Annotated in this window: 25 protein-coding genes; 11 read left to right on the plus strand and 14 right to left on the minus strand. The window is 65.3% G+C overall.

Going from position 1 to position 24,801, the window contains the following annotated elements:
• Nucleotides 1-32 precede the first annotated feature (32 nt).
• Entirely contained in the window at nucleotides 33-1,451 is a 1,419-nt protein-coding gene (locus NR187_RS10555) for an amidase (RefSeq protein ID WP_211382764.1), read from the plus strand.
• Between the two features lie 65 nt (nucleotides 1,452-1,516).
• Here the strand turns inward: NR187_RS10555 and NR187_RS10560 are convergent, their stop codons facing one another.
• On the minus strand, nucleotides 1,517-2,623 hold the full coding sequence (locus tag NR187_RS10560) for an amino acid ABC transporter permease (protein ID WP_256806409.1): 1,107 nt from the start codon (nucleotides 2,621-2,623) through the stop codon (nucleotides 1,517-1,519).
• A gap of 2 nt (nucleotides 2,624-2,625) precedes the next feature.
• Nucleotides 2,626-3,813 carry an amino acid ABC transporter permease gene (locus NR187_RS10565; RefSeq protein ID WP_256806410.1) on the minus strand — a complete coding sequence of 396 codons (1,188 nt, stop codon included), beginning with the start codon at nucleotides 3,811-3,813 and terminating at the stop codon, nucleotides 2,626-2,628.
• A gap of 86 nt (nucleotides 3,814-3,899) precedes the next feature.
• Here NR187_RS10565 and NR187_RS10570 point away from each other — a divergent pair, with 86 nt between their 5' ends.
• From NR187_RS10570 to NR187_RS10585, 4 genes are read left to right on the plus strand one after another with little or no spacing between them, the layout of a single operon-like run.
• On the plus strand, nucleotides 3,900-4,772 hold the full coding sequence (locus tag NR187_RS10570; RefSeq protein WP_256806411.1) for a MurR/RpiR family transcriptional regulator: 873 nt from the start codon (nucleotides 3,900-3,902) through the stop codon (nucleotides 4,770-4,772).
• Between the two features lie 3 nt (nucleotides 4,773-4,775).
• The gene (locus tag NR187_RS10575) at nucleotides 4,776-6,125 is read left to right on the plus strand and encodes an aspartate aminotransferase family protein (RefSeq protein WP_211382761.1); all 1,350 of its coding nucleotides are present in this window, start codon (nucleotides 4,776-4,778) and stop codon (nucleotides 6,123-6,125) included.
• Between the two features lie 12 nt (nucleotides 6,126-6,137).
• Nucleotides 6,138-7,151 (plus strand): amino acid ABC transporter substrate-binding protein, encoded by a 1,014-nt coding sequence (locus NR187_RS10580; RefSeq protein WP_211382760.1) that lies wholly within the window; start codon nucleotides 6,138-6,140, stop codon nucleotides 7,149-7,151.
• Between the two features lie 57 nt (nucleotides 7,152-7,208).
• Nucleotides 7,209-7,847: an aspartate/glutamate racemase family protein gene (locus tag NR187_RS10585; protein WP_256806412.1), complete on the plus strand. Its 639-nt coding sequence runs from the start codon at nucleotides 7,209-7,211 to the stop codon at nucleotides 7,845-7,847.
• Here NR187_RS10585 and NR187_RS10590 read toward each other — a convergent pair.
• Complete coding sequence (locus NR187_RS10590; RefSeq protein ID WP_211382758.1) at nucleotides 7,844-8,491, minus strand: TetR/AcrR family transcriptional regulator; 648 nt, start codon at nucleotides 8,489-8,491, stop codon at nucleotides 7,844-7,846. The genes NR187_RS10585 and NR187_RS10590 overlap by 4 nt on opposite strands.
• 157 nt (nucleotides 8,492-8,648) lie before the next feature.
• On the opposite strand from NR187_RS10590, the gene NR187_RS10595 reads away from it, so the two are divergent.
• From NR187_RS10595 to NR187_RS10615, 5 genes are read left to right on the plus strand one after another with little or no spacing between them, the layout of a single operon-like run.
• On the plus strand, nucleotides 8,649-8,858 hold the full coding sequence (locus NR187_RS10595; protein WP_045008980.1) for a ferredoxin: 210 nt from the start codon (nucleotides 8,649-8,651) through the stop codon (nucleotides 8,856-8,858).
• A gap of 60 nt (nucleotides 8,859-8,918) precedes the next feature.
• The gene (locus tag NR187_RS10600) at nucleotides 8,919-10,139 is read left to right on the plus strand and encodes a cytochrome P450 (RefSeq protein ID WP_256806414.1); all 1,221 of its coding nucleotides are present in this window, start codon (nucleotides 8,919-8,921) and stop codon (nucleotides 10,137-10,139) included.
• Between the two features lie 33 nt (nucleotides 10,140-10,172).
• Entirely contained in the window at nucleotides 10,173-11,495 is a 1,323-nt protein-coding gene (locus tag NR187_RS10605; protein WP_211382756.1) for an MFS transporter, read from the plus strand.
• 3 nt (nucleotides 11,496-11,498) lie between these two features.
• On the plus strand, nucleotides 11,499-12,161 hold the full coding sequence (locus tag NR187_RS10610) for a sulfite oxidase-like oxidoreductase (RefSeq protein WP_211382755.1): 663 nt from the start codon (nucleotides 11,499-11,501) through the stop codon (nucleotides 12,159-12,161).
• A gap of 24 nt (nucleotides 12,162-12,185) precedes the next feature.
• Nucleotides 12,186-13,409 (plus strand): bifunctional alpha/beta hydrolase/OsmC family protein, encoded by a 1,224-nt coding sequence (locus NR187_RS10615; RefSeq protein WP_256806416.1) that lies wholly within the window; start codon nucleotides 12,186-12,188, stop codon nucleotides 13,407-13,409.
• Between the two features lie 61 nt (nucleotides 13,410-13,470).
• Here NR187_RS10615 and NR187_RS10620 read toward each other — a convergent pair whose 3' ends face one another.
• Complete coding sequence (locus tag NR187_RS10620; protein WP_211382753.1) at nucleotides 13,471-14,901, minus strand: PLP-dependent aminotransferase family protein; 1,431 nt, start codon at nucleotides 14,899-14,901, stop codon at nucleotides 13,471-13,473.
• 100 nt (nucleotides 14,902-15,001) lie between these two features.
• Here NR187_RS10620 and NR187_RS10625 point away from each other — a divergent pair, with 100 nt between their 5' ends.
• On the plus strand, nucleotides 15,002-15,916 hold the full coding sequence (locus NR187_RS10625; RefSeq protein WP_211382752.1) for a DMT family transporter: 915 nt from the start codon (nucleotides 15,002-15,004) through the stop codon (nucleotides 15,914-15,916).
• On the opposite strand, the gene NR187_RS10630 is transcribed toward NR187_RS10625, so the two are convergent.
• The 10 genes from NR187_RS10630 to paaX form a co-directional block, all read right to left on the minus strand.
• Nucleotides 15,895-16,950, minus strand: a complete 1,056-nt coding sequence (locus NR187_RS10630) for a YeeE/YedE family protein (protein ID WP_256806418.1) — start codon at nucleotides 16,948-16,950, stop codon at nucleotides 15,895-15,897. The genes NR187_RS10625 and NR187_RS10630 overlap by 22 nt on opposite strands.
• A gap of 115 nt (nucleotides 16,951-17,065) precedes the next feature.
• Complete coding sequence (locus NR187_RS10635) at nucleotides 17,066-18,070, minus strand: zinc-binding alcohol dehydrogenase family protein (protein ID WP_256806419.1); 1,005 nt, start codon at nucleotides 18,068-18,070, stop codon at nucleotides 17,066-17,068.
• 52 nt (nucleotides 18,071-18,122) lie between these two features.
• A complete protein-coding gene (gene paaK, locus NR187_RS10640) occupies nucleotides 18,123-19,454 on the minus strand; it encodes a phenylacetate--CoA ligase PaaK (RefSeq protein WP_211382749.1) in 1,332 nt (443 codons plus the stop codon).
• A 32-nt stretch (nucleotides 19,455-19,486) separates the two neighbouring features.
• Nucleotides 19,487-19,936, minus strand: coding sequence for a hydroxyphenylacetyl-CoA thioesterase PaaI (gene paaI / locus NR187_RS10645; RefSeq protein WP_211382748.1), 450 nt, complete (start codon nucleotides 19,934-19,936; stop codon nucleotides 19,487-19,489).
• A 55-nt stretch (nucleotides 19,937-19,991) separates the two neighbouring features.
• Complete coding sequence (gene paaE, locus NR187_RS10650) at nucleotides 19,992-21,074, minus strand: 1,2-phenylacetyl-CoA epoxidase subunit PaaE (protein ID WP_211382747.1); 1,083 nt, start codon at nucleotides 21,072-21,074, stop codon at nucleotides 19,992-19,994.
• 138 nt (nucleotides 21,075-21,212) lie between these two features.
• Nucleotides 21,213-21,716 (minus strand): 1,2-phenylacetyl-CoA epoxidase subunit PaaD, encoded by a 504-nt coding sequence (gene paaD, locus NR187_RS10655; RefSeq protein ID WP_256806420.1) that lies wholly within the window; start codon nucleotides 21,714-21,716, stop codon nucleotides 21,213-21,215.
• The gene (gene paaC, locus NR187_RS10660; RefSeq protein WP_211382745.1) at nucleotides 21,710-22,486 is read right to left on the minus strand and encodes a 1,2-phenylacetyl-CoA epoxidase subunit PaaC; all 777 of its coding nucleotides are present in this window, start codon (nucleotides 22,484-22,486) and stop codon (nucleotides 21,710-21,712) included. Before paaC ends, paaD begins: the two co-directional genes overlap by 7 nt.
• Nucleotides 22,486-22,773, minus strand: a complete 288-nt coding sequence (gene paaB, locus NR187_RS10665; RefSeq protein WP_092186062.1) for a 1,2-phenylacetyl-CoA epoxidase subunit PaaB — start codon at nucleotides 22,771-22,773, stop codon at nucleotides 22,486-22,488. Before paaB ends, paaC begins: the two co-directional genes overlap by 1 nt.
• A gap of 10 nt (nucleotides 22,774-22,783) precedes the next feature.
• Complete coding sequence (paaA, locus tag NR187_RS10670) at nucleotides 22,784-23,776, minus strand: 1,2-phenylacetyl-CoA epoxidase subunit PaaA (protein WP_256806421.1); 993 nt, start codon at nucleotides 23,774-23,776, stop codon at nucleotides 22,784-22,786.
• Nucleotides 23,777-23,852: 76 nt separating this feature from the next.
• On the minus strand, nucleotides 23,853-24,719 hold the full coding sequence (paaX, locus tag NR187_RS10675; RefSeq protein WP_211382743.1) for a phenylacetic acid degradation operon negative regulatory protein PaaX: 867 nt from the start codon (nucleotides 24,717-24,719) through the stop codon (nucleotides 23,853-23,855).
• Nucleotides 24,720-24,801: the final 82 nt, after the last annotated feature.

A 24,801-nucleotide genomic window follows, 5' to 3' on the forward strand; every position in this document is an offset into this window, starting at 1 on the left:
TCCGACCTTTTGCAAGAGTAGGAGTAGAATAATTGTCTCAAGAGTTGATCCGTGAAACCGCATGCGCCGTCGTCGACAAGCTGCGGTCCGGCGACGTCTCGCCGCTCGAGCTGCTGGATGTGCTGGAGAAACGCATCAGCGACGTCGACGGCAAGGTCAATGCGCTGCCGACGCTGTGCTTCGATCGCGCGCGGAACAGCGCCAAGGCGCTGATGCAGAAGCCGGCCGGCGCACGCGGGCTGCTCGCAGGCCTGCCGGTGCCCATCAAGGACCTGACCGACGTTGCGGGCGTTCTGACCACGCAGGGCTCGCCGATCTTCAAGGACAATGTGCCCAAACAGTCCGACCTCATGGTGGAGAACCTCGAAGGTAACGGCGCGGTGGTCTACGCCAAGTCCAACACGCCGGAGTTCGGAGCCGGCGCCAACACCTTCAACGAGGTGTTCGGCGCGACCCTCAATCCCTGGGATACATCCAAGTCCGCCGCGGGCTCCTCGGGCGGCGCCGCCGTGGCGCTCGCAACCGGCATGGCCTGGCTCGCGCAGGGCTCGGACATGGGCGGCAGCCTGCGCAGCCCGGCAGCTTTCTGCGGCATCGCCGGCATGCGGCCAAGCATCGGCCGGGTTGCACATACGCCGAAAGCGGCGATCGACCGCAATCTCGGCGTCCTCGGCCCGATGGCGCGCAACGTCGAGGATCTCGCGCTGCTGCTGGATGCCATGAGCGGCGACTACGCGGCCGATCCGCTGTCGCTGCCGGCGCCGGCGACCTCGTTCCTGTCGGCGGCGCGCTCGGGCAACAAGCCGAAGCGCATCGCCTATTCGCCCGATCTCGGCATCACGCCGGTCGATCCCGAGGTCAAGGCGATCACGCGCAAGGCGGCTGAACGCTTCGCGGAAGCCGGCGCGATCGTCGAGGAGGCGCATCCGGACTGGCGCGAGGCGCATGAGTGCTTCCACGTGCTGCGCGCCTTCGACTTCGCCATCAGCAAGGCGCAGTTGCTGCGCACCAAGCGCGACCTGCTCAAGCCCGAAGTGATCTGGAACATCGAGGAGGGTCTCAAGCTCACCGTCGAGCAACTCGAGCGCGCCGAGGCGCAGCGCGTCGGCATGACCGCACGCGCGATCGAGTTCTTCAAGACCTACGATCTGTTGCTGGTGCCGACCACGATCGTGCCGCCCTTCCCGATCGAGCACCGCTATGTCGCCGAATGCGCCGGCAAGAAGTTCGACAATTACGTCGAATGGCTCGGCATCGTCTATGCGATCACGCTGGCCTGCTGCCCATCGCTGTCGCTGCCCTGCGGCTTCACGGCTTCGGGCCTGCCCGTCGGCGTGCAGGTGGTCGGGGCGCCCCGCGCGGATGCGCAGGTGATCGCGGGCGCGAAGGTGCTGGAGGATATTCTGGGCCTGCGCGAAACGACGCCGATCGACCCGAAGGTGAAGAAGTAAGACAATCGGCACGCCACGCACTCGGTGCGCTCCCTCGCCCCGCTCTTGCGGGGAGAGGCGGAGGATCACCTCCCGCTGGTCGCCTCCAGGCTGCGGCTGTACCGCGACATCGCAAAGCAAAAGACAAAATAGATCGCGGCGACGAAGATGTAGACCTCGACCGAGAACTGCTGCCACGCCGGATCGATGATCGCCGTCTTCGCCGTCGTCAGCAGATCGAAGATGCCGATGATCAGCACGAGGCTGGTGTCCTTGAAGAAGGCGATGAAGGTGTTGACCAGCGGCGGAATGACGTGGCGGATCGCCTGCGGCAGCACGATCAGGCGATGCTTGCGCCAGTAGGATAGCCCGAGCGCATCGCCCGCCTCATACTGCCCGCGCGGCACCGCCTGGAGGCCGCCGCGAATGACCTCGGCCAGATAGGCGCCTGCGAACAGGATGATCGCGATCTGCGCGCGCAAGAGCTTGTCGATGTTGAATCCGTTCGGCATGAACAGCGGAAACATCACGCTCGCCATGAAGAGCAGGCTCACCAGCGGTACGCCGCGGATCAATTCGACATAGAGCACGCTGAGCGAGCGGATCGCCGGCAGCCTTGAGCGCCGGCCGAGCGCGACGAGAATCCCGAGCGGGAAGCCGAAGGCCAGACCAAAGGTCGCCAGGATCAGCGTCACCGGCAAGCCGCCCCAGCGGTCCTGAGAAACGAAGGACAGACCGAACACACCGCCCCACATGAGCATGCTGATCAGCGCCAGCGCCCCGATCCAGAGATAGGCCAGCTCGCGCCGCCACAGGGCGCGGCGCGTGGAGAGATAGAACAGCGCGATGAAAACCAGCACCGACAGCGCCGGCCGCCACTGCTCGTCGAACGGATAGGTGCCGAACAGGATGAAGCGATATTTTTCGGGGATGATCGCCCAGCAGGCGCCGACGCCGCGCACCGCCCGGCAAGCGCTGGAATCGTTTGCCGGCGTCAACCAGACCGCATTGGCGATGCCCCATTGCACGAAGCTGAAGATACCCTTGGCAAGCACCGCCAGCAGCACGACCGAGAGGATGCCGTTCGGGATCGACGAGAACAGATTGGCGCGCAGCCAGCGCAGCACCGGGTTTCCGATTTGCGGGCGGCGGGCCGCGCGCGGCAACTCCGGCATGTCGGTGATCGCCGTCATGGTCAGCGCTCCACCAGCGCGATGCGCGAATTGTACCAGTTCATGAAGAAGCTGATGCCGAGGCTGATGGTCAAGAACACCGCCATGATCAGGGCGATCGCCTCGATCGCCTGCCCGGTCTGGTTCAGCGTGGTGTTGGCGATCGAGACCACGTCCTGGTAGCCGATCGCCACTGCCAGCGAAGAGTTCTTGGTCAGGTTGAGATACTGGCTCGTCATCGGCGGCACGATGACGCGCAACGCCTGCGGCAGAATGATCTGCCGCAGCATGAAGCTGCGACGCAGTCCGAGCGCATTGGCGGCATCCCACTGGCCGCGCGGCACCGACTGGATGCCGCTGCGCACGATCTCGGCGATGAAGGCCGAGGTGTAGGTGACGAGCGCGATCAGCAGCGCGAAATATTCCGGCGCGAGCGTCAACCCGCCGACGAAGTTGAAGCCGCGCAACTCCGGCCATTCGATCGCCCAGGGCACGCCGAGCGCCACGGATACTGCCGTCGGCAGCGCGAGGACGAGGCCGACCGCAAAGGGCCAGGCCGGCCGCGGCTTGCCATCGCGCATCTGCTGAGCGACCAGCCATCGCTGGATCAGAAAGTACGCCACAAGCCCGAGCACTGCCGTGCCGAGCACCCAGAGCTGCGGCGCCCCGATCGGGATCGCCGGCAGGATCAGGCCGCGATTGGACAGGAACACGCCCTCAACGGGCCGGAACGCCGCGCGCGCGGCGGGCAGCGTCTGCATCAGCACGTACCAGAACAGCAGCTGGAGCAGCAGCGGGATGTCGCGGAGCGTCTCGACATAGACGGCTGCCAGCCGCGACAACAGCCAGTTGGCCGACAGCCGCGAAATGCCGATCAGCGTCCCCAGAATGGTTGCAAGCACGATGCCGATCACCGCGACGCGCAGCGTGTTGGCGATGCCGACGACGAAGGCCCACAGATACGTGTTTCTCGGATTGTAGGTGAGCAGGCTGTCCGCGATCGGCATGCCGGCCTCGCGGCCCAGAAAGGCAAAACCGGTGGTGATGCGGCGGGCCGACAGGTTGGTGACGGTGTTGGACCAGAGGAAGACGATGACCCCGACTACGATCCCGACCACCAGGACCTGCCAGAACAGGCCTTGCAGCTCGCGGCGCCCGAAGGCGCCTAAGAAGCGGCGGCGCGGCGGCGGTCTTGGAGCGTCCGAAGTCACAGCACAAAAATCCTTCTCAAGACAACGATTTCCGGCGGCGCACGTCAACTGTTGCACCATTCTTCAAATCGTGCAACAAATGTTTCATGGCCGAGCCCGCTAAATCCTCGCCGCTGAGCGAACTGCGCATTGCATTGCCATCGCTCCCGATGCGGCTGCAGGAGGTCGGACGCTTCGTCGCCGCCAATGATTACGACGCCACCACCCGTTCGATGCGCGATCTCGCAGCGGTTGCTGGCGCCGACCCTGCGGCCTTCACGCGGCTTGCGAAGGCGATCGGCTATTCCGGCTGGGACGAATTGCGCGCGGCGCTGACGGAGGCGCGGCGGCCGGCGCAGATAGCGCCCTTCTCCATCCGCGCCAAGGGCCGCCGCCACGGCCCCAATGCCGACGTCACGCTCGTCACCGACAAGCTCGAGGCCGAGGCCGCGGGCCTTCCGCGCATCCCGGTGCCTCCGATCGCGGAAGCGGCCCGCATGCTGCACGACGCAAAGCGGATCTGGATTGCGGGCTACCGAAGTTGCCGTAGCGTCGCGGAATTGCTGAACTACGAGCTGCGGCTGTTCCGTCCCGAACAGGTGCAGATCGTCGGTGCATCGGGCCCCGACGATCTCGATCTCGGCGCGATCCGTCCCGGCGAGATCGTCATCGTCATCGGCTTCATGCCCTATACGCATGCGAGCGTTCGCGTCGCACAGGCCGCCTATCGCGCCGGCGCGAAGCTGATCGCGATCGCCGACAGCGTGACAGCACCGATGGCAGAGGGTGCCGACCACGTGCTGCTGTTCGAGGCCGCCGCCTCGCCCGGCTTCTTCCCGAGTCTGACCGGCGCCATCGCGATCGCGCAGTCGCTCGCCGCGGTGACGTTCTCGCTCGGCGGCACGGCCGCGAAGAAGCGCCTGGAAAATACCGAGGCGCGGCTCGCCGCGGCCTCCACCTACGTCTCGGAGAAGGATTAATCCATGGCCTCTCGCACCAGCCGCGTGCTGCACCGCTCGTTGCGTGAGACGCCGCCCAAGGCGATCGGCGGCGAAGGCGTCTATCTTTTTGCCGAGGACGGACGGCGCGTGATCGACGCCTCCGGCGGGGCTGCGGTCTCCTGCCTCGGCCACCAGCATTCGCGCGTGATCGCGGCGATGGCGAAGCAGGCCTCGACCTTGGCCTATGCGCACACCGCCTTCTTTTCCTCCGAGCCGGCCGAAGCCCTGGCCGAGACGCTTGTCGGCCATGAGCCCGGCGGTCTCGCCTACGCTTATTTCGTCAGCGGCGGCTCCGAGGCGATCGAAGCCAGCATCAAGCTCGCTCGGCAATTTTTCATCGAGCGCGGCGAGCCGCAGCGGCAGCATTTCATCGCGCGGCGCCAGAGCTATCACGGCAACACGCTCGGCGCGCTCGCGGCAGGCGGCAACGCCTGGCGTCGCGCGCCCTATGCGCCGCTGCTCTCCGGCGCTTTCAGCCATGTGACGCCAGCCTTTGCCTATCACGAGAAGCACGATGGCGAGTCCGATGCGCAATTCGTGGCGCGGCTCGCCGCCGAGCTCGAGGCCGAATTCCAGCGGCTCGGCCCTGACACCGTTGCAGCGTTTCTCGCCGAGCCCGTCGTCGGCGCCACCGCCGGTGCGGTAACCGCGCCGGACGGCTACTTCAAGGCGGTACGAGAGATCTGCGACCGGCACGGTGCGCTGCTCATCCTCGACGAGGTCATGTGCGGCATGGGCCGCACCTGCACCACGCACGCATGGGAGCAGGAAGGCATCGCGCCCGACATCCAGGCGATCGCCAAGGGTCTCGGCGGAGGCTACCAGCCGATCGGTGCGATGCTCGCAAGCGGAAGGATCATCGACACCATCCGCGCCGGCTCCGGCGCGTTCCAGCATGGCCACACTTACCTGGCGCATCCCCTCGCCTGCGCAGCCGCGCTCGCGGTGCAGGATGTCATCCGCGAGGACGGTCTTCTCGAGCGCGTCAAGGAGCGCGGCAAGCAGCTCGAACAGCGCCTGATCGACCGCTTCGGCAATCACCGCCATGTCGGCGATATCAGGGGACGCGGGCTGTTCTGGGCGATCGAGCTCGTCGCCGATCGCGCCAGCCGCACCTCATTCGATCCGGCGCTCAAGCTGAACCAGAAGATCAAGGCAGAGGCCTTCGCCAACGGGCTCGGCTGCTATCCCGGCGGCGGCACGGTGGATGGCGTCCGCGGCGACCACGTGCTGCTGGCGCCGCCCTATATCGTTTCGACTGATGAGATCGACCAGATCGTCGACAAGCTCGGCACGGCCGTCGACAACGTGTTGCGTAGTGTCAATCACTGAGGGGAGAGTATCATGATGAGGAAAGTGGTTCTTGCGGCGGGCCTGCTCGCGGCATCTGCGGTGGTCTCGGAGGCAGCGACGCTCGACACGGTGAAGAGCCGCGGCACGCTGATATGCGGCGTCAGCGCCGGCTTTGCCGGGTTCTCCGCGCCGGATTCGCAGGGCAACTACAAGGGACTCGACGTCGACTATTGCCGCGCGCTCGCGGCCGGCGTGCTGGGCGATGCCAGCAAGGTGCGCTACGTCTCGCTGACCGCGCAGAACCGCTTCACCGCGCTGCAATCGGGCGAGATCGACGTGCTCTATCGCAACTCGACGCAGACCTATCTGCGCGGCGTGACATTGGGCCTGCAGCAGGGGCCGATCAATTTCTACGACGGCCAGGGTTTTGTCGTGAAGAAGGACCTCGGCGTAAAGGAGATCAAGGACCTCAAGGGCGCCACCGTCTGCGTCGCGCAGGGCACCACGCACGAGGTTACGCTCGGCGATTACGGCCGCGCCAACGGCATCGACTGGAAGCCGCTGGTGTTCGACCGCGTCGACACCATGTACCAGACCTTCTTCGGCGGCCGCTGCGATGCCATGACCCAGGACGCCTCCGCCCTCGCGGGCGCGGTGACGACCGCAGCGCCAAATCCGGCCGACTACGTCGTGCTGCCTCAGACCATCAGCAAGGAGCCGCTCGGCCCCTTCACCCGCAACGGCGACGAGGTCTGGAGCAACATCATCACCTGGCTGCATTACGGCCTGATCGAGGCCGAAGAGCTCGGCGTGACGCAGGCCAATGTCGACGAGATGGCGAAGTCGCAGACACCCGCGATCCAGCGGCTGCTCGGTGCCTCCGGCGATCTCGGCTCGCGGCTCGGGCTCGACAACAAATGGCTGGTCACGGCGATCAAGGCTACCGGCAATTATGGCGAGATCTATGAGCGCAATGTCGGCAAGGCCAGCCCGCTCAAGCTCGACCGCGGCCTCAACGGCCTCTGGACCAAGGGCGGCTTGATGTACGCGGTGCCGTTCAAGTAGGAAGTTCACCTCTCCCCGCTTGCGGCCGCTTGCGGGGAGAGGACAAAGAGAAACCCCATGCGCATCGCCCTGATCCACGCCCTCAAGCATTCCATCGCGCCGATCGAGGCGGCATTCGCGCAGGCGTGGCCAGAGGCGCGGCTGATGAACCTGCTCGACGACAGTCTGTCGGCGGATCTGGCGCGTGACGGCGCGCTCAGCGATGCCATGACCGATCGCTTCCTCGCGCTCGGCGATTATGCGGCAGCAACGGGCGCGGACGGAATCCTGTTCACCTGCTCGGCCTTCGGCCCCTGCATCGAGGCGGTCGCGCAGGCGCATGCGCCGATCCCGGTGCTCAAGCCGAACGAAGCCATGATCGAGCAGGCGGTGACGATGGGCAAAAGGATCGGCCTGCTCTCCACCTTCCCACCGACCCTGGCCTCGATGCCGCCCGAGTTTCCCGCCTCCGTCGAGGTCGTGCCGAAACTTGCCGAAGGCGCACTGGCCGCCCTCGACCGCGGCGACCGCGCCACGCACGACCGGCTGATTGCAGAAGCGTCAAAGGACTTGCGCGGTTGCGACGTCGTCGCGCTGGCGCAGTTCAGCATCGCGGCAACGGCTCCGCTGGTTGCTGAGACCACCGGCCGCCCCGTCGTGACCACGCCGGACAGCGCAGTGCAGAAGCTGATGAAGCTGCTTGCGGCGAAGGCCTAGGCGCGGACCTTTGGCTTCTGACGCGCGCCCCGGATCGCGACCGCGAGCGCTGCCTTCGTTTCGCTGACGAAATCCTCGACCAGCTCCTCGCGCGTGGCATGCGCGGCCTCGCCGGTGAACAGGCCCTGCTCGGCCAGCATCACCACACCGTGCAGTGCCGCCCAGATCTTCAGCGCCTGCCGTTCGCGCAAGAAACCGACGGCCGGCGCTTCCAAAGCTTCGATCACCAGCGCAAAGGTCTCGCGCGTCGCCTCGTGCAGCTCGCTGCCCTTGGCGGCGCATGACACGGTGCGGGACGCGAACATCAAGCGGTAGATACCGTTGCGACGCAGCCCGAAATCGAGCGTCGCCTGCGCCAATCGCGACAGTTTCGATTGCCTGGACGGCTTCGCCATCGCCTCGCGCAGGATCGCGCTGAACTGCCGGAACGCCTCTGCCGTTATCGCCGTGAGGAGCGCCTCGCGATCGGCAAAATGCCGGTATGGCGCCGGCTGCGAGACGCCGAGCTGCTTTGCCAGCGCCTTGATGCTGATCGCCTCGGCCCCACCCTGTTCCGCTTCGCGCAGCGCGGCCTTGATCAGGGCGTCGCGCAGATCGCCATGGTGGTAGGGATTCCCTGGCTTGCGGGCAAGTTGTGAACGCATGTTGCGCCGAGCCTATAAGTTTGCACTTGACAGGGGAAGCCTGCGACGAATGTAATAGCATATAACTTAAGACCAGCGGCAAATGCCGTGGACAAAAGATTGACAAGAGGAACGCGCCGCCTTCCGGGCCAGCGTGCATACGACCGAGGAAGCCGCCATGACAGAGCGACTGAGGGTTCGCGTCGATCCCGACAAATGCCAGGGACACGCACGCTGCAAGGCGCTGGCGCCGGAGCTGTTCGAGCTCGACGAATACGGCAACGCCCATGAAGCCGGCGACGGCACGGTCCCGCCCGGCCTCGAAGACAAGGCCTGGCTTGCCAAATCAAACTGTCCGGAAATCGCAATCGACGTGATCGAAGAGTAGCGCAGCCCCTGCCCGCGCCCCACGTGCCTTTCCCGAACGAGCCCCAAGGGATTTCCTGCCATGTCCGACGTCAGCCAGCCCGCCGCCCATCCGCCCGTGACCGACTGGATCCATGATTTCGACCACACCGATCCGCAATGGACGGAGGATCCCTTCCCGATCTGGGACGATTTGCGCGCCGCGAGCCCGATCGTGCACACCGAGCGTTTTCTCGGATGCTACATGCCGACGACCTACGAGGCGGTGCGCGAGATCGCCAACGACACCGAGCATTTCTCCTCACGCCGCATCATCGTCCGCGACGTCCGGCCCGAGGTCGCCAGGAACGCCGCACCGCCGATCACCTCCGATCCGCCCGTGCACAAGCCGGCCAAGCAATTGCTGCTGCCGCCGTTCACGCCGGACGCAATGAAGAAGCTCGAGCCGCGCGTACGCGCCATCTGCAACGAGCTGATCGACGATTTCATCGCCGAAGGCCGGGTAGACGCGGCAGCGCGCTACACCAAGCACATTCCGGTGCGCGCGATCGCCCACATGCTCGGCATTCCCGAGAGCGACAGCGACCTTTTCGTCAACTGGATCCACATGATCCTCGAGCTCGGCATCAAGGACGAGACCAAGCTGCTCCAAGCCGTGCAGGAGATGAGCGCCTATTTCAGGACACACATCGAGGAACGCAGATCGAGGCCGACCAACGACCTCATCTCCTATCTGATGAATGCCAGGGACAAGGAAGGCCAGCCGCTGGAAGAGTCCCACGTGCTGGGCTCGCTGCGCCTGCTCCTGATCGCCGGCATCGATACCACCTGGAGCGCGATCGGCTCGTCGCTCTGGCATCTCGCCAAGACGCCGGCCGACCGCGAGCGCCTCATCGCCGAGCCGGGCCTGATCCCGACCGCCGTGGAGGAGCTGCTGCGGGCCTACTCGCCGGTGACGATGGCGCGTGAGGTGGTCAAGGAGACCACGATCTCCGGCTGCCCGGTCAAGGCGGGCAACATGGTGCTGCTGTCCTTCCCGGCTGCCAACCGCGATCCCAGCGTGTTTCCGGACGCTGACAAAGTCGTGATCGACCGCCGCGAGAACCGACACGCCGCCTTCGGCCTCGGCATCCATCGCTGCGTCGGTTCCAACCTGGCGCGGATGGAGATGCAGGTTGCGCTGGAGGAATGGCTGAAGCGGATTCCGGACTTCGCCCTCGATCCGGCAGGCACCGTGACCTGGTCGCAGGGCACGGTGAGAGGCCCCCGCCAGTTGCCATTTCTGCTCGGAAAGGCGATGTAGGCCTCTCCAAACAGCGATGCGGAGAGGCCGGACGTGACTGAGCAAGCTACCCAACTGGCCTCCGACCACATTGACATCGCCGACGCCAAGCGCCGTATCAAGGCGATCTTCATCGGATCGATCGGCAATCTCGTCGAATGGTACGATTTCTACGCCTACACGGCGTTTGCACTCTATTTCGCCCCGGCCTTCTTCCCGGGCAACGACCCCGTCGTGCAACAATTGAACGTCGCCGTGGTGTTCGCGGCGACCTTCCTGATGCGCCCGTTGGGCGGCTGGCTGTTCGGCTATATCGCCGACCATTTCGGCCGGCGCATCTCGCTGACGCTGTCGGTCGTCTTCATGTGCTTCGGCTCGCTGATCATTGCGCTGACGCCGACCTATGCGTCGATCGGCTTTGCCGCGCCGGTGATCCTGGCGCTTGCCCGCGTGATCGAAGGCCTGAGCCTCGGCGGCGAATATGGCGCCAGCGCGACCTATCTCAGCGAGGTCGCCGATCCCAAGCACCGCGGCTTCTATTCGAGCTTCCAATACGTCACCCTGATCGGCGGCCAGCTCACCGCGATCATCGTGCTGCTGCTCCTGCAAAAGGTCTTCCTCACGCCCGAAGAACTGAAGGCCTGGGGCTGGCGCATCCCGTTCGCGATCGGCGCGGCGCTCGCGATCTTCGCGGCGGTGATGCGGCGCGGCCTGCACGAGACCGAGGCGTTCGAGGAAGCCAGGAAGGTCGTGAAGCCGACCGGCTCGCTCGCCAATTTGCTGAAATATCCGCGGGAGCTTTTGCTCGTGGTCGGCCTCACCGCCGGCGGCACCGCGGCGTTCTACACCTTCACCACCTACATGCAGACCTTCGTGAAGCTCTCGGTCGGGCTCACCGAGGACCAGACCACTTTCGTGATCTTCGGCACGCTGATCTTCGCGACCATCCTCCAGCCGATCTATGGCGCGATCTCCGACAAGATCGGGCGCAAGCCGCTCTTGATCTTCTTCGGTGTCGCCGGCACGCTCGCGACCGTGCCGCTGCTGATGACGCTGAAGGAGTCGAAGTCGCCCTTCATGGCCTTCATCCTGATCTGCGCCGCATGGCTGTTCGTCGCCGGCTACACCTCGATCAACGCCGTCGTGAAGGCCGAGCTGTTTCCGACCAACGTCCGCGCTCTCGGCGTCGGCCTGCCTTATGCGATCACGGTTTCGATCTTTGGCGGCACCGCTCCCGCGATCGCGCTGTATTTCAAGAGCATCGGGCATGAGGCGTGGTTCTACTACTATCTTGCCGGCATCATCTGCCTGTCGCTGATCATCTATTCCACCATGCGCGACACCAAGCACGCCTCCGCGATGCACCGCCACGAGTAGGTCATGGCCGACGACAACGAGCCGCCCGACAGCAAGCTGACGCGCACCAAGGAGAAATGGGCGCGCGAAGGCCGCTTCCTCACCGGTAGGACCACGCGTCCCGAGGACCAGCGGCTGCCGCCCGGCCAGCATCTCACCAAGGACTGGCCGGTCCTCGATTTGGGGGTCATGCCACCGATTTCGCGCGAGCGCTGGCGGCTCGACGTCTACGGTGCGATCGAGAACCCGGTGTTCTGGACCTTTGCCGAGTTTGCCGCCCAGAAGCAGGTGCAGTTCACCTCCGACATCCACTGCGTCACCACCTGGTCGCGCTACGACAACCAATGGGAAGGGCTTGCGACGCGCGAACTGCTGGCGGCCTGCCAGCCGCGCGACGATGCACGCTTCGTCGTGCTGCATTCCCATGACGGCTACACCACCAACCTCGCGCTGGAAGACTTTGCCGCCGAGGACGCGCTGCTCGCCCATAGCTGGTCCGGCAAGCCGCTGACCGAAGAGCATGGCGGCCCGGTGCGGCTGGTCGTGCCGCATCTGTATTTCTGGAAGAGCGCCAAATGGCTGCAAGCCATCGAATTCCTGACCGAGGATGCGCCGGGCTTCTGGGAAGTCCGCGGCTATCATAACCGCGGCGATCCCTGGGCCGAACAGCGCTACTCCGACGATTAGAGTTTGGAAACGGGGGGAAAGCCCATGTCGACGGAACGCTTTCAGTTCACGGGTGAAGGCGGCCATCAGCTTTCGGCCGCACTCGAACTGCCGGACGGTGAGCCAGCGGCCTTTGCGCTGTTCGCGCACTGCTTCACCTGCGGCAAGGACACGCTGGCGGCCAAGCGCATCTCGGTCGCGCTCGCAGCCCGAGGCATCGCGGTGCTGCGCTTCGACTTCACGGGGCTCGGCTCCAGCGAGGGGGATTTCGCCAATTCGACGTTCTCCTCCAACGTCGCCGATCTCGTGCGCGCCGCCGATCATCTGCGTAGCGTCCGCAAGGCGCCGTCGATCCTGATCGGTCACAGCCTCGGCGGCGCCGCGGTCCTGGCGGTAGCCGGACAAATCCCCGAAGCCAAGGCAGTTGCGACCATCGCAGCGCCCTCCGATCCCGCGCACGTCACCGGCCTGTTTAAGGAGCATCTCGACAGCATCCGCGCCCAAGGCGAAGTCGAGGTTTCGCTCGCGGGCCGCCCGTTCCGGATCAGGCGTGAGTTTCTCGACGACGTCGCCGAGCATGAGCTGATGAAGGACGTCACCGGCCTGCACAAGGCGCTGCTGGTGATGCATTCACCGGTCGACGATACCGTCGGCATCGACAATGCGACCAAGATCTTCGTTACAGCCAGGCACCCCAAGAGCTTCGTCTCGCTCGACCACGCCGATCATCTCCTGACCAAGCCCGCCGACGCGCTCTATGCGGCCGACGTGATCGCGGCCTGGGCGAGCCGGTACATCGAGATGGCCAAACCCGCGAAGGCGATGGATCTCCCTGAGGCGCCGCGCCAGGTCGTGGTGCAGGAGACGCGCAAGAGCAAATTCAACCAGATCATCACGGTCGGGCCGCATCATCTGGTGGCGGACGAGCCCGTCGCCGCCGGCGGCGAGGATGCCGGCCCCGGCCCCTATGACTTCCTGCTTGCCGGTCTCGGTGCCTGCACATCCATGACCATGCGCCTCTATGCCGAACGCAAGTCGCTTCCGCTCGACCGCGTCACGGTCACGCTGAAGCACTCCAAGATCTACGCCAAGGACTGCGAGGAGTGCGAAACACGCGACGGCATGCTCGACCAGATCGAACGCGACATCACCATGGACGGCGCGCTCGATGCCGAACAGCGAAAGAAGTTGATGGAGATCGCCGACAAGTGCCCGGTGCACCGGACGCTGACCTCGGAGATCCGCATCGTGACCAAGGCCGTGGACTAGCGCCCTATTGTTTGAGCATGATCTTTTCGGAAAACCGCTTCACACTTTTCCGGATCATGCTCTAGAAGCACGCCGCCATCGTCCGCAGTGCCGCGCTGATCTCGTTCTCGCGCCAGGCCGCAAAGCCGAGCAGCAGGCCGTGATCGCGCGGCCGACCCAACGACAGGCTGGACAAGGCACGCGTTTCGACGCCCGCTTCGACCAGCAGCTTGACCGCCGCCTGATCAGCGCGGCCGCGCTTGAGGCGCGCGACGAGCTGGATGCCGCCCGAGGGGACCTCGACCGAAAGCGCCCCACCAAGATGGCGCTCCAGGCCCTCGACGAGATGATCGCGGCGTGCGTGATAGAGCCGGCGCACGCGGCGCAGATGTGCGAGGAAATGCCCGTCGGCGATGAACTCGGCGAGCGCTTCCTGGATATGGCTGGAAGCAATCAGCCCGATGTGCCGTTGCGCGATTTCCAGGGTCCCGACCAGCGCCGGCGGCACGACGAGATAGCCAAGCCGGATGTCCGATGTCATCGCCTTCGAGAACGTGCCGACATAGAACACGCGGCCATGGGCATCGAGGCCCTGCAAGGCCGGCACTGGCCGGCTGTCATAGTGGAATTCGCCGTCGTAATCGTCCTCCACAATCCAGGTCTTGCCGGGCCGGCTCAACCTGAGAAACTCGGTGCGGCGGGCCAGCGACATCAGCCGCCCGGTCGGGTGCTGGTGAGATGGTGTCATGAAGATGAGCTTTGGCGTGGCTATTCCGGGCATTCGCTGCATACCCTGCTCGTCCAGCCTCATGCCGGTGACGCGTGCGCCGGACGCAAGGAAGGCAGCCGTGGCGCCGGGATAACCGGGATTCTCGACCCAGACGTCATCGCCGGGCGCGATGAGCGACGCCGCAATCAACGTCAGCGCAGCCTGCGCGCTCGGCAGGATCATGATCTGGTCCGCAGTGGCGTGAACGCCCCTGCTGGTCGCCAGATAATGCGCCAGCGCCTCGCGCAGGCGGGTCCGGTTGACCGGCCCGAGTTCACGCTTGGCCGCGCGCACAGCGCTGCGGCGCAGGCAGCGGGCCCAGACTTCGCTCGGAAACTCCCTGAAATCGCCATGCCCCGGACGCAACGGCTTGAGCGGTGCCTGATAGGACATCGGCCAGTCCGTCTGCTTGAGCTTCGAAGCCCACGGGGAGAGCCGCGGCTTTGCGGAGCGCACGCCGGATACGAACGCCCCCACCCCTTCACCGTGCGCGCCGCCGTCGACCGTCACCACCGGGCGACGGCCATGCGATGCCTCGAGATATCCCTCGGCGGCGAGCTGTTCGAACGCGTAGGTGACCGTGTTGCGGGAAACGCCGAGATCGCTCGCCAGCCGGCGGCTCGACGGCAGCGCACGACCCTTGTGGAGACGGCCGGTCGCGATCAGGCCTCGGAGCTGGCTGGTCAACTGAGCCACCAGCCCGTCATCATCGGCCCGCCTCAGGTCGATCAGGGCAGAAATCATGCTTTCCGAAACTGGCACCTTATTCCTTTCCGATCTGGCACTTTTTCTGGTGCCAATCGAGATGCTATCCGCCGGGCTGGACTGCTTCAAGGATTTTGCGATGAACTTCCTCTCACCCCGCACGGCCGTCGGCCTGTTCCTCATCGTCGTGCTGGCCTGGGGCGTGAACTGGTCGGTGACGAAGCAGCTCGTCCAGTTCCTTCCGCCGCTGTGGACGTCGGCGATCCGAAGCTGGATCGCGCTGGCCGGATTGTTCGTGATCCTGGGACTGAGCAACAATCTGGTGATCCCGGAGCGTCGCGACATTCCTGTGGTTCTGAGCGTCGCGCTGCTGCACATGACGGTGTTCTCGGTCCTGGTTGCGGCCGGCGTGCGCTTCTTGCCCGCGAGCAAGGCCATCGTGCTCGGCTACACCACGCCGCTCTGGGTCGCGATCGCTGCGCCCCTGCTCGGGAAGGATACGCTGACCGCGCCAAAACTTGCCGGCGCCCTGCTCGGACTGATCGGCCTTGCCGTGATCCTGAACCCGGCATCGATCGACTGGACCAATAGCAACGTCGTGCTCGGCGCCGGCATGGTCATCCTGGCCGCGATGTCCTGGGCCGCGAACATTATCTATATCCGCGCGCATCGCTGGATCGCATCCCCGCTCCAGTTGCTGATTTGGCAGGTACTCGTCGCAACGATCGTGCTGACCGTCAGCGCGACCGTCACGGACGGCCTGCCGCATGCGGAATGGTCGTGGCGGCTCGTCCTGCTGTTCCTGTACTCCGGACTGATCGGGACGGCGCTGGCCTATTGGGCGATGTCGATGGTCAACAAGAGCATCTCGGCGCTGACGACGTCGCTCGGCACCACCGGGACACCGCTCGTCGGCATCGCCAGTGCCGCGATCCTGCTGGGCGAGCCGATCGACATCAGTCTTGCTGTCGCAGCCGGGCTGATCGTCGCCGGTATCGGCCTTGCGACGCTGGGCGACCGGCTGCTGCGCGGTCAGGCGACCGCGAGGGGCTGAACGCGCAAGCTTCCGCGCAGGCCAGCCGTCGTGCCGAGCAGGATGCCGGCAACCGCGACGAACGAGCCCAGCGCCAACGTCGATACGCCTGTGAGCCCCTGCCCGATCGAGCAGCCGAACGCCATCACCCCGCCGATGCCCATCAGCGCGGCCCCACCGGCCGAGCGCAGCATGTGGCGCGGCGAAGAATAGCCTTCGAGATGAAAGCTGCCCGTCGCGAGCGCAGTCACGAGACTGCCGGCGAATACGCCGCCGACCGTCGCCATACCGAAATTGAGCGTCAGGCCGGTCGAGAGCATGGCGTATTGCAGCGCATCCGCGATCGGCGCGATAAAGGTGAGCGAGGTCACCGGCACGGGATTGAAGTCGTCGGCGCCGAGAAAGCCGGTGACGAACCAGCCGGCGGCGACGAGGACACCGACGATAGCGCCGGCCGCGATCTGGCCCGGCGAACGCCGGAACTTTGGATGCGCGAAAGCAAACAGGATCAGCCCAACGACGATCACGGTCGCGGCCAGCACGCGCGAGACCGCGTCGCCCGGACCGAACGTCACCAGCAACGACGGCAGCGAATTGGCGGCGACAGTGGTTTGCGTAGCCTGAACCAGCGCAATGCGCGCTGGCGCGATCAGCCCCTTGAGGCTCATCTGAGCGGCAATACCAAGCACGATCACCACCACGAAGGAGCGGAGATTGCCGCGGCCGAGCAGCACCAGCGCACGCGAACCGCAGCCGTTCGACAGCACCATGCCATAACCGAACAGCAGGCCGCCGAGGAACAGCACCGGAGCGGAAAAGGATTGTTGCAGGTAGATCGACTTGCCGAGATCGACCATACCGCTGCCGGCGAGGAATTGGCTCGCGCCGATCGCAACCGCGATCGCCAGCGCATAAGTGCGCACCAGCCGCCCGTCTCCCCCGGCCAGCCAGCCACGCATGCTGCTCATCAGGCAGAAGCCGCTGAGCAGGCCGACGGCGCCATAGATCAGGCCGATGACGAGGCCGGCGAGGATGACGAGTTGGGTGGATTCCATCGGCTGTTCTCAGATCTCTCGTCATTCTCCGTCATTGCGAGCGCAGCGAAGCAATCCAGTCTGTCTCCGCGGATACATTTCTGGATTGCTTCGCTGCGCTCGCAATGACGACGTGTTACGGCTTCAGGATCACGCGATCCCGCGACGAGCCGGCAACCGCGACATACGCCTCCTTGGCGCGCTCCAGCGGATAGACGGCATTCGCCCTAATCGGAAACGGCTTAAGATGGCCGCTCGCAAAGCCGGGGCCGAGATCGCGCAGCACGGCGCCCGTTGCCACCGAGGACAGGCCGAGTGTGTCGATGCCGACATAGGTGTGCTGGCCCCGGTAGAATTCGAGGATGTTGAATTGCACGATGCGGTCGATCGCGGCGATCAGGATCTGGCGGCCGCGAAGTGCGAGCGATTTGTGCGCCGCCTGGAAATAGGGATCGCCGACCGTGTTGAAGACGATGTCGGCGCCCTTGCCGCCGGTCACTTCGCGCACGCGCGTCGCGACATCGGTCGCGGAAGCGTCGATCACTTCGATGGGCCCATTGGCATGGCCTTCATAGGCTTCCGCCTTGCGCACCACGCCGATGACGCGCGCGCCCTGCCAGGTCGCGATCTGCACCGCAGCCTGACCGACCTTGCCGTTGACGCCGAACACCAGAACGATCTCGCCATTCTTCGGCACGCCGGCGCGGCGAAAGCCCTCCATGGCGGTGACGAAAGGCACGCCGATGCCGGCCGCCTCCTCCCAGGACAGCGCCTTCGGCTTCTCCACCACCGCGTCGGCTTCCACAACGAGATGGCTTGCGTGCGTGCCGTCGCGGCGGATGCCGAGATCGCCGGATGAGCCGAACACCTCGCGGCCGATCGTATCGGCCGGCCCATCGATCACCACGCCCGCGTAGTCGCGGCCGGGCGTGCGCGGGAATACGGCATAGGGCATCAGCCCGGTCGCGGCCTTGATGTCGGACGGATTGACGGCGGCTGCCTTCACCTCGATCAGGAGGTCGCCTGGACCGCGTGTTAAATTCTGACGCTCGACCGCGGGCGCAAGCGCCGCGGCGCTCTCGGCCTTGGCATTGAGGCGCACGCAGCGCGCCTCGACGGCTTTGCTATCGGCTGGTGACATGGAAAAGACCCGCGATTTCTCGCGGGCCTTGTCGCCCTTACGGATGGTCAAGTCAATCCTTCGGCCGCTTGTCGTAGAGGCGCTTGGCCTTGCCGAGCGAACGCTCCAGCGTGGCCGGCGCGACCACCTGCACCCGGGAGCTGATGCCGATGGTGTTCTTGATGTGGGTCGAGATCCGGTCCGCGTGGTCGACCAGACCCCGGCCGTCCCAGCTCTCCGGCCGCGCTTCGGCAATGATGGTCAGCTCGTCCATGCGGCCTTCGCGGGTCAGCTCCATGATGAAATGCCCGCCGCACCAGTCGGTCGCGAGCAACACCTCCTCGATCTGGGTCGGGAACAGATTGACGCCACGCAGGATGATCATGTCGTCCGAGCGCCCGGTCACCTTCTCCATGCGCCGCATGCCCGGCCGCGCCGTGCCCGGCAGCAGCCGCGTCAGGTCGCGGGTGCGATAGCGGATCACCGGAAAGGCTTCCTTGGTGAGCGAGGTGAAAACCAACTCGCCTTTCTCGCCGTCGGGAAGCACCGCGCCGGTCTCGGGGTCGATCACCTCGGGATAGAAATGATCCTCCCAGATGTGCAGGCCGTCCTTGGTCTCGATGCATTCCTGCGCGACGCCGGGGCCGATCACCTCGGACAGGCCGTAGATGTCGGTCGCGTCCATGTCGAATGCGTCCTCGATCTCGCCGCGCATCGCATTGGTCCAGGGCTCGGCGCCGAAGATGCCGACCTTGAGCGAGCACTGGCGCGGATCGAGCTTCTGGCGCTTGAACTCGTCGAGGATCGCCAGCATGTAGCTCGGGGTCACCGTGATGATGTCGGGCCGGAAATCGTTGATGAGCTGTACCTGCCGCTCGGTCATGCCGCCGGAGATCGGCACCACGGTGCAGCCGAGTTTCTCCGCGCCATAGTGGACGCCGAGCCCCCCGGTGAAGAGCCCATAGCCATAGGCGTTGTGGATGATCATGCCGGTGCGGCCGCCAGCGGCGCGGATCGAGCGCGCCATCACCGCGGACCAGGTATCGATGTCGGCCTGCGTATAGCCGACCACGATCGGCTTGCCTGTGGTGCCGGAGGAGGCATGTACGCGTACCAGCTTCTCGCGCGGCACTGCGAACATGTTGAAGGGATAGTTGTCGCGGAGATCCGTCTTCACCGTGAACGGGAATTTCGCGAGGTCGGACAGTTCGCGAAAGTCGGACGGGTGCACGCCGGCCTTGTCGAAAGCCTTGCGATAATGCGCGACGTTGTCATAGGCGTGCTTCAGCGACCAGGCCAGCCGCTCCTTCTGGAGCGCCATGATCTCGTCGCGCGAGGCGCGCTCGTGCGCGTCCGTCTCGGCGCTATAGGCGTCGCCACCTGCCTTGAGCCTCGTCAGAGCCATCCTGGTTTCCCCGCATTGATCTGTTCTTTTCTTTATTCGTCGTGTGCCGGCAGCCAATTGCCGGGAATGACGCGCGAATGTCCGCGGAATTCCGCGATGACGGTATCGCCGGCGGTGACGCGCACGTCGTAGATGCCGGAGCGGCCGCTCCGAGTAATCTCTCTTGCTCTCGCAACGAGGCGGTCGCCGAGCAAGCCCGGCTTGATGAAGGTGATCTGGCCCTGGGCCGCGACGACGCGGTCGTTGTGCGAGTTGCAGGCAAAGGCGAAAGCGGAATCGGCCAGCGTGAAGATGAAGCCGCCATGAGCGATGCGCTGGCCATTGACCATGTCCGGCCGGACCGTCATTGCGAGCGTTGCAAGGCCTGGGCCGATCTCGACGATCTCCATCCCGAGGCCCTTGGAAGCATCGTCCTCCGCCCACATCGCGTCGGCGCAGGCACGGGCAACATCCTCAGGCGACAGGGCGGCTTTGACGTTCACGCGCTTCTCCCGGCCAATGGCTTGCTCATGATGTTGTTCTGGTTGGCTCGCACTGTCAAACGTGGTCGTAATCGACGACGACCCGCGCCGACGAAGGCTTTGCCTGGCAGGTCAGGACGAAACCGGCCTTCAGCTCCCAGGGTTCCAGCGAATAGTTGATGTCCATCGGTGCCTCGCCCTCGACCAGTTTTGCCCGGCAGGTCGAGCACATGCCGCCCTTGCAGGCGAAGGGCAGATCGACGCCGGCGCGAAGCGCGGCATCGAGGATGGCCTCGTCCTCGGCGACCGGCACGTCGCGGCGCTTGCCGTCGATGATCAGCGATGCGATCGCCTTCGGCGGCGCATCCGGGGCGACGGCCTTCTTCGGCCGCGGCTTGCCGCCGAACTCGGAGACGAAGCGCTCGACGTGGATGCGCTCGTCCGCGATGCCGAGATCACGGCAGGTCGCCTCGATGTCCTCGCTCATGCCGGACGGACCACAGATGAAGACGTGATCGACGCTTGCCGCCGGCACCAGCGAGCGCAGCAGCACCCTCACCTTGTCGCCGTCGAGCCGGCCATGCAGGATCGGGATGTCCTGCTCTTCACCGGAGATGACGTGAAAGATCGAGAGGCGGTCGATGAAGCGATCCTTGAGCTCCTCGAGTGCTTCGAGGAACATGATGTTGTCGGTCGCGCGGTTGCCGTAGAACAGGAAGAAGCGGCTGTCCGGCTCGCGTGCGAGGATGCCCTTGACGATCGACAGGATCGGCGTGATGCCGGAACCTGCGGCAAAGCCGACATGGATCCGCCCCGTATCGGCCGGCGCGACCACGCCGAAGCGGCCGGTCGGCGTCATCACGTCGAGTTCGTCGCCGCATTTGAGTTCATCGGCGGCCCAGCTCGAAAACGCGCCGCCGTCGATCTTCTTCACAGCGATGCGGATTTCACCGTCATCGGGACCGGAGCAGATCGAATAGGAGCGGCGCACTTCCTCGCCATCGAGCATGGTCCGGAGCGTGAGATACTGGCCGGGGTTGAAAGCATAGTCATCGGAGAGTTCGCGCGGGATCGCGAAGGTCATCGAGACGGCGTCGGACGCCTCGCGGCGGAGATCGCTGACGGCCAGACGATGGAAGCGGGGGGCGGCTGCGGACATCATGGACACCCTACATCGGCCTCACCGCCGTCATTGCGAGGAGCTCTTGCGACGAAGCAATCCAGACTGCTTCCGCGGAGACAGTCTGGATTGCTTCGCTGCGTTCGCAATGACAATGTGGCTGGCATCTCGTTCAACTCAATGACACTTGAAGTAATCGAAGGGCTCGCGACAGGCCTTGCAGCGCCACAGCGCCTTGCAGGAAGTCGAGCCGAATTCGGACAACAGTTCGGTATTGTCCGAGCCGCATTGCGGGCAAGCGACGGCCTGTTCGCCGAACAGCGCGCGGCGCGAGTTGGAGGCCTGCGGCGGGGCGATGCCGTAGGCACGCAGCTTCTGCCGACCCTCATCGCTCATCCAGTCGGTGGTCCAGGCAGGCGACAGCACCGTGCGCACCTTTGAGCCACGGAATCCGGCGCGCTCCAACGCGACCTCGATCTCCAGCGCGATCATGTTCATGGCCGGACATCCCGAATAGGTCGGCGTGATCGCGACCTCGACATGATCGCCGTCGAGAACGACGTCTCTGAGCACGCCGAGATCGGCGATGCTCAGCACCGGAATTTCGGGATCGACAACGCTGGCCGCGGCGTCCCAGGCACGCTGGCGCAGCTCGCTATCGCATTCCAGCACCGTCACCATGCCAGCCCCGGGAAAGTGCGCTGCATCGACTGCAGCTCGGACAGGAGATGGCCGAGATGTTCGCTGTGCCGGCCCACGCGGCCGCCCTGCTGCATCCAGTCGTTCTGCGGCAGCTCAAGCGTGGCCTCGCTGACGACATCGGAGAGCATCTTCAGCCAGCGGCCGCGCAGAACACCCGGATCGACGGCGATACCCGCATGGATCAAGGCGCGTTCGCCATCGTCGACGGCAAACATCTCGCCGGTGAACGCCCAGAGATGATCGATCGCGGCCTGCGCACGGGCATGGCTCTCCTCGGTGCCGTCGCCGAGACGGATGATCCACTCCGAGGCGTGCCGCAGGTGATAGGCACTCTCCTTCTCCGACTTCGCGGCAATCGCCGCGAGCGTCGTGTCGCGCGATGTCATCATCGCGCGCCAATAGAGGTCGGCGAAAGCGGAATAGAAGAACTGCCGCACCAGCGTCTGGGCGAAGTCGCCGTTCGGCTGCTCGACCAGCAGCAGATTGCGGTACTGCCTGACATCGCGCAGGTAGGCGAGCTTGTCCTCGTCGTTGTCGTTGCCTTCAGCCTTGGCGGCGTAGGTGTAGAGCTCGCGCGCCTGGCCGATGAGATCGAGCGCGATGTTGGAGAGCGCCATGTCCTCTTCCATCATCGGCGCATGCCCGCACCATTCGGACAGCCGATGACCGAGGATCAACGCATCGTCGGCGCGGCGCAGCGCATAGAGCACCAGCGGTGTTTCGGAGACCTGGATGTTGGCGACAGGCATCACATGTGCCCCACTTCTTCCGGCACCTCATAGAACGTCGGATGCCGGTAGATCTTCGATTCCGCCGGCTCGAACATCATCCCCTTCTCGGCGGGATCGCTGGCGGTGATCGCGGTCGACGGCACGACCCAGATCGACAGGCCCTCGCCGCGGCGGGTGTAGATGTCGCGGGCGGCCTGGAGCGCCATGGTGGCGTCGCTGGCATGCAGGGAGCCAACATGCTTGTGCGCAAGCCCGTTGCGGCTGCGAATGAAGACTTCCCACAGCGGCGTGTTCGGCGTGGTCATCGTGATCTCCCTATTCCGCAGCTTGTGCGGTCTGACGCTGCGCGCGCTTTGCGGCATAGGCAGCGGCAGCCTCGCGCACCCAGGCGCCCTCGTCGTGCGACTTGCGGCGCGCGGCCATGCGGTCGCGGTTGCAAGGTCCGTTGCCGGCAAGCACCTGCTTGAATTCGGTCCAGTCGATCGCGCTGTAGCGCCAGTGCCCGTCTGCGTCCTGCGTCATGCCGGGATCGGGAATGGTGAGGCCGAGATATTGCGCCTGCGGCACGGTGGCATCAACGAATTTCTGACGCAGCTCGTCATTGGAGAAGCGCTTGATCTTCCACTTCGTCGAGGTGTCGCTATGCTGGCTGGTGGCATCGGGCGGGCCGAACATCATCAGCACCGGCCACCACCACCGATCCAGCGCATCCTGCGCCATCGCCTTCTGCTCGTCCGACCCGCGGCACAGCGTCAGCATGATCTCGTAGCCCTGGCGCTGGTGGAACGATTCCTCCTTGCAGACGCGGATCATCGCGCGCGCATAGGGACCGTAGGAGCAGCGGCACAGCGGGATCTGGTTCATGATCGCGGCGCCGTCCACCAGCCAGCCGATGGTGCCGATGTCGGCCCAGGTCAGCGTCGGATAGTTGAAGATGGACGAGTACTTGGCCTTTCCGGCAAGCATCGCATCGACCAGTTCCTCGCGCGAGGCGCCAAGCGTCTCCGCGGCGGCATAAAGATAGAGCCCGTGGCCGCACTCGTCCTGCACCTTGGCGAGCAGCGCCGCCTTGCGGCGCAGCGTCGGCGCGCGCGTGATCCAGTTGCCTTCGGGCAGCATGCCGACGATTTCGGAATGGGCGTGCTGGGAGATCTGACGGGTGAGCGTCTTGCGATAGGCCGCCGGCATCCAGTCGTTCGGCTCGATGCGCTCCTCGGCGTCGATGCGGGCCTGGAACTGGGCCGCCTTGGCTACGTCCTCGAGGCTGCGGTCATCCGCCTCGGCCGTGTTCAGCGCCTGGGTATACATGCGCATCCTCCCGTTTTATTGGGAGGCAATATATAACAAGAATTATCTCATGCAAGATATTTCTGTAACATGTCGATCAGGCCTCGAATCTGCGTTCCAGAAGCTTCCGGGCCGGCGGCAATGGCCCTCTTTCGTTGGTTCCATGGCCATCAAGCCATTGTTCGGACGGGGCAAGCAGCGCGCGATACATCTCGCCGCAGAGTTCGCGTGCAGCCCGCCCCGGCCAGTCCGGCGGCAGCAGGCTCTGGGGCAGCAGGGGATCGCGCAGCACGACACGGCGATAATAGTGGATCAGGAGAATGCGCGCGGTGAACGCGTCGGCCCCGGACAAATTCGTGCCGCGCGCGAGCGCGCCGCGCAGCGGCTCGAACGTCTTCATGAATTTCAGATAGGCGTCCGCGGTACGGTCGAGCGGCCAGCTTTGGCTGAGCAGACGGCGGCCGCTGTCATCCTCGGCCGAGACTTCCAGCCGGATCGCGCCCGCGGCCTCGTCCGGCACCGGCACGCCCGACGGCGCAACCCACACACCAGGCAGCGGGCTGCCGAAGCCGGCGTTGCGCAGCGCCTCGCGCGAGGCGTCGCGATCCTCGCCATTGCCGATCAGGAGCAGCTCGAAGCGTCCGGTCCAGTCAGATGGCGGCGGATCGTAGATGTGACGCGTGGCGGCCGCGAAGGTCTGCTGCCCCTTATCGGCCAGGCGATAGAAGCTGTTGCGGCCGACCTTTTCGCGCGTCAGCCAGCCATCGGCTGCGAGCCGGGACATCGCCGTGCGCACCACGCCGCTGTCGATGGCCAGACTCTCGAAGAATTCCAGCAGCGTGCCGAGCCACACCGAGCCGCCGCGCGGCACGATGGCGTCGCCGAACACGGTGATGACGATGGAGCCGGTGCGCGACGGCTCGCGCTTGAGCTGGTCGATGATGCGGGACAACGGATGCGCCATGCGCGAGGCATAGCGCGTTTGGTGCTGGCGCGACAATGGACGGGAGCGACGCTGTTGCTCTCCCTCTCCCCGTTGTCACGGG

It is taken from the genome of Bradyrhizobium sp. Bra64, from assembly GCF_024519875.1.
GTDB lineage: Bacteria > Pseudomonadota > Alphaproteobacteria > Rhizobiales > Xanthobacteraceae > Bradyrhizobium > Bradyrhizobium japonicum_G.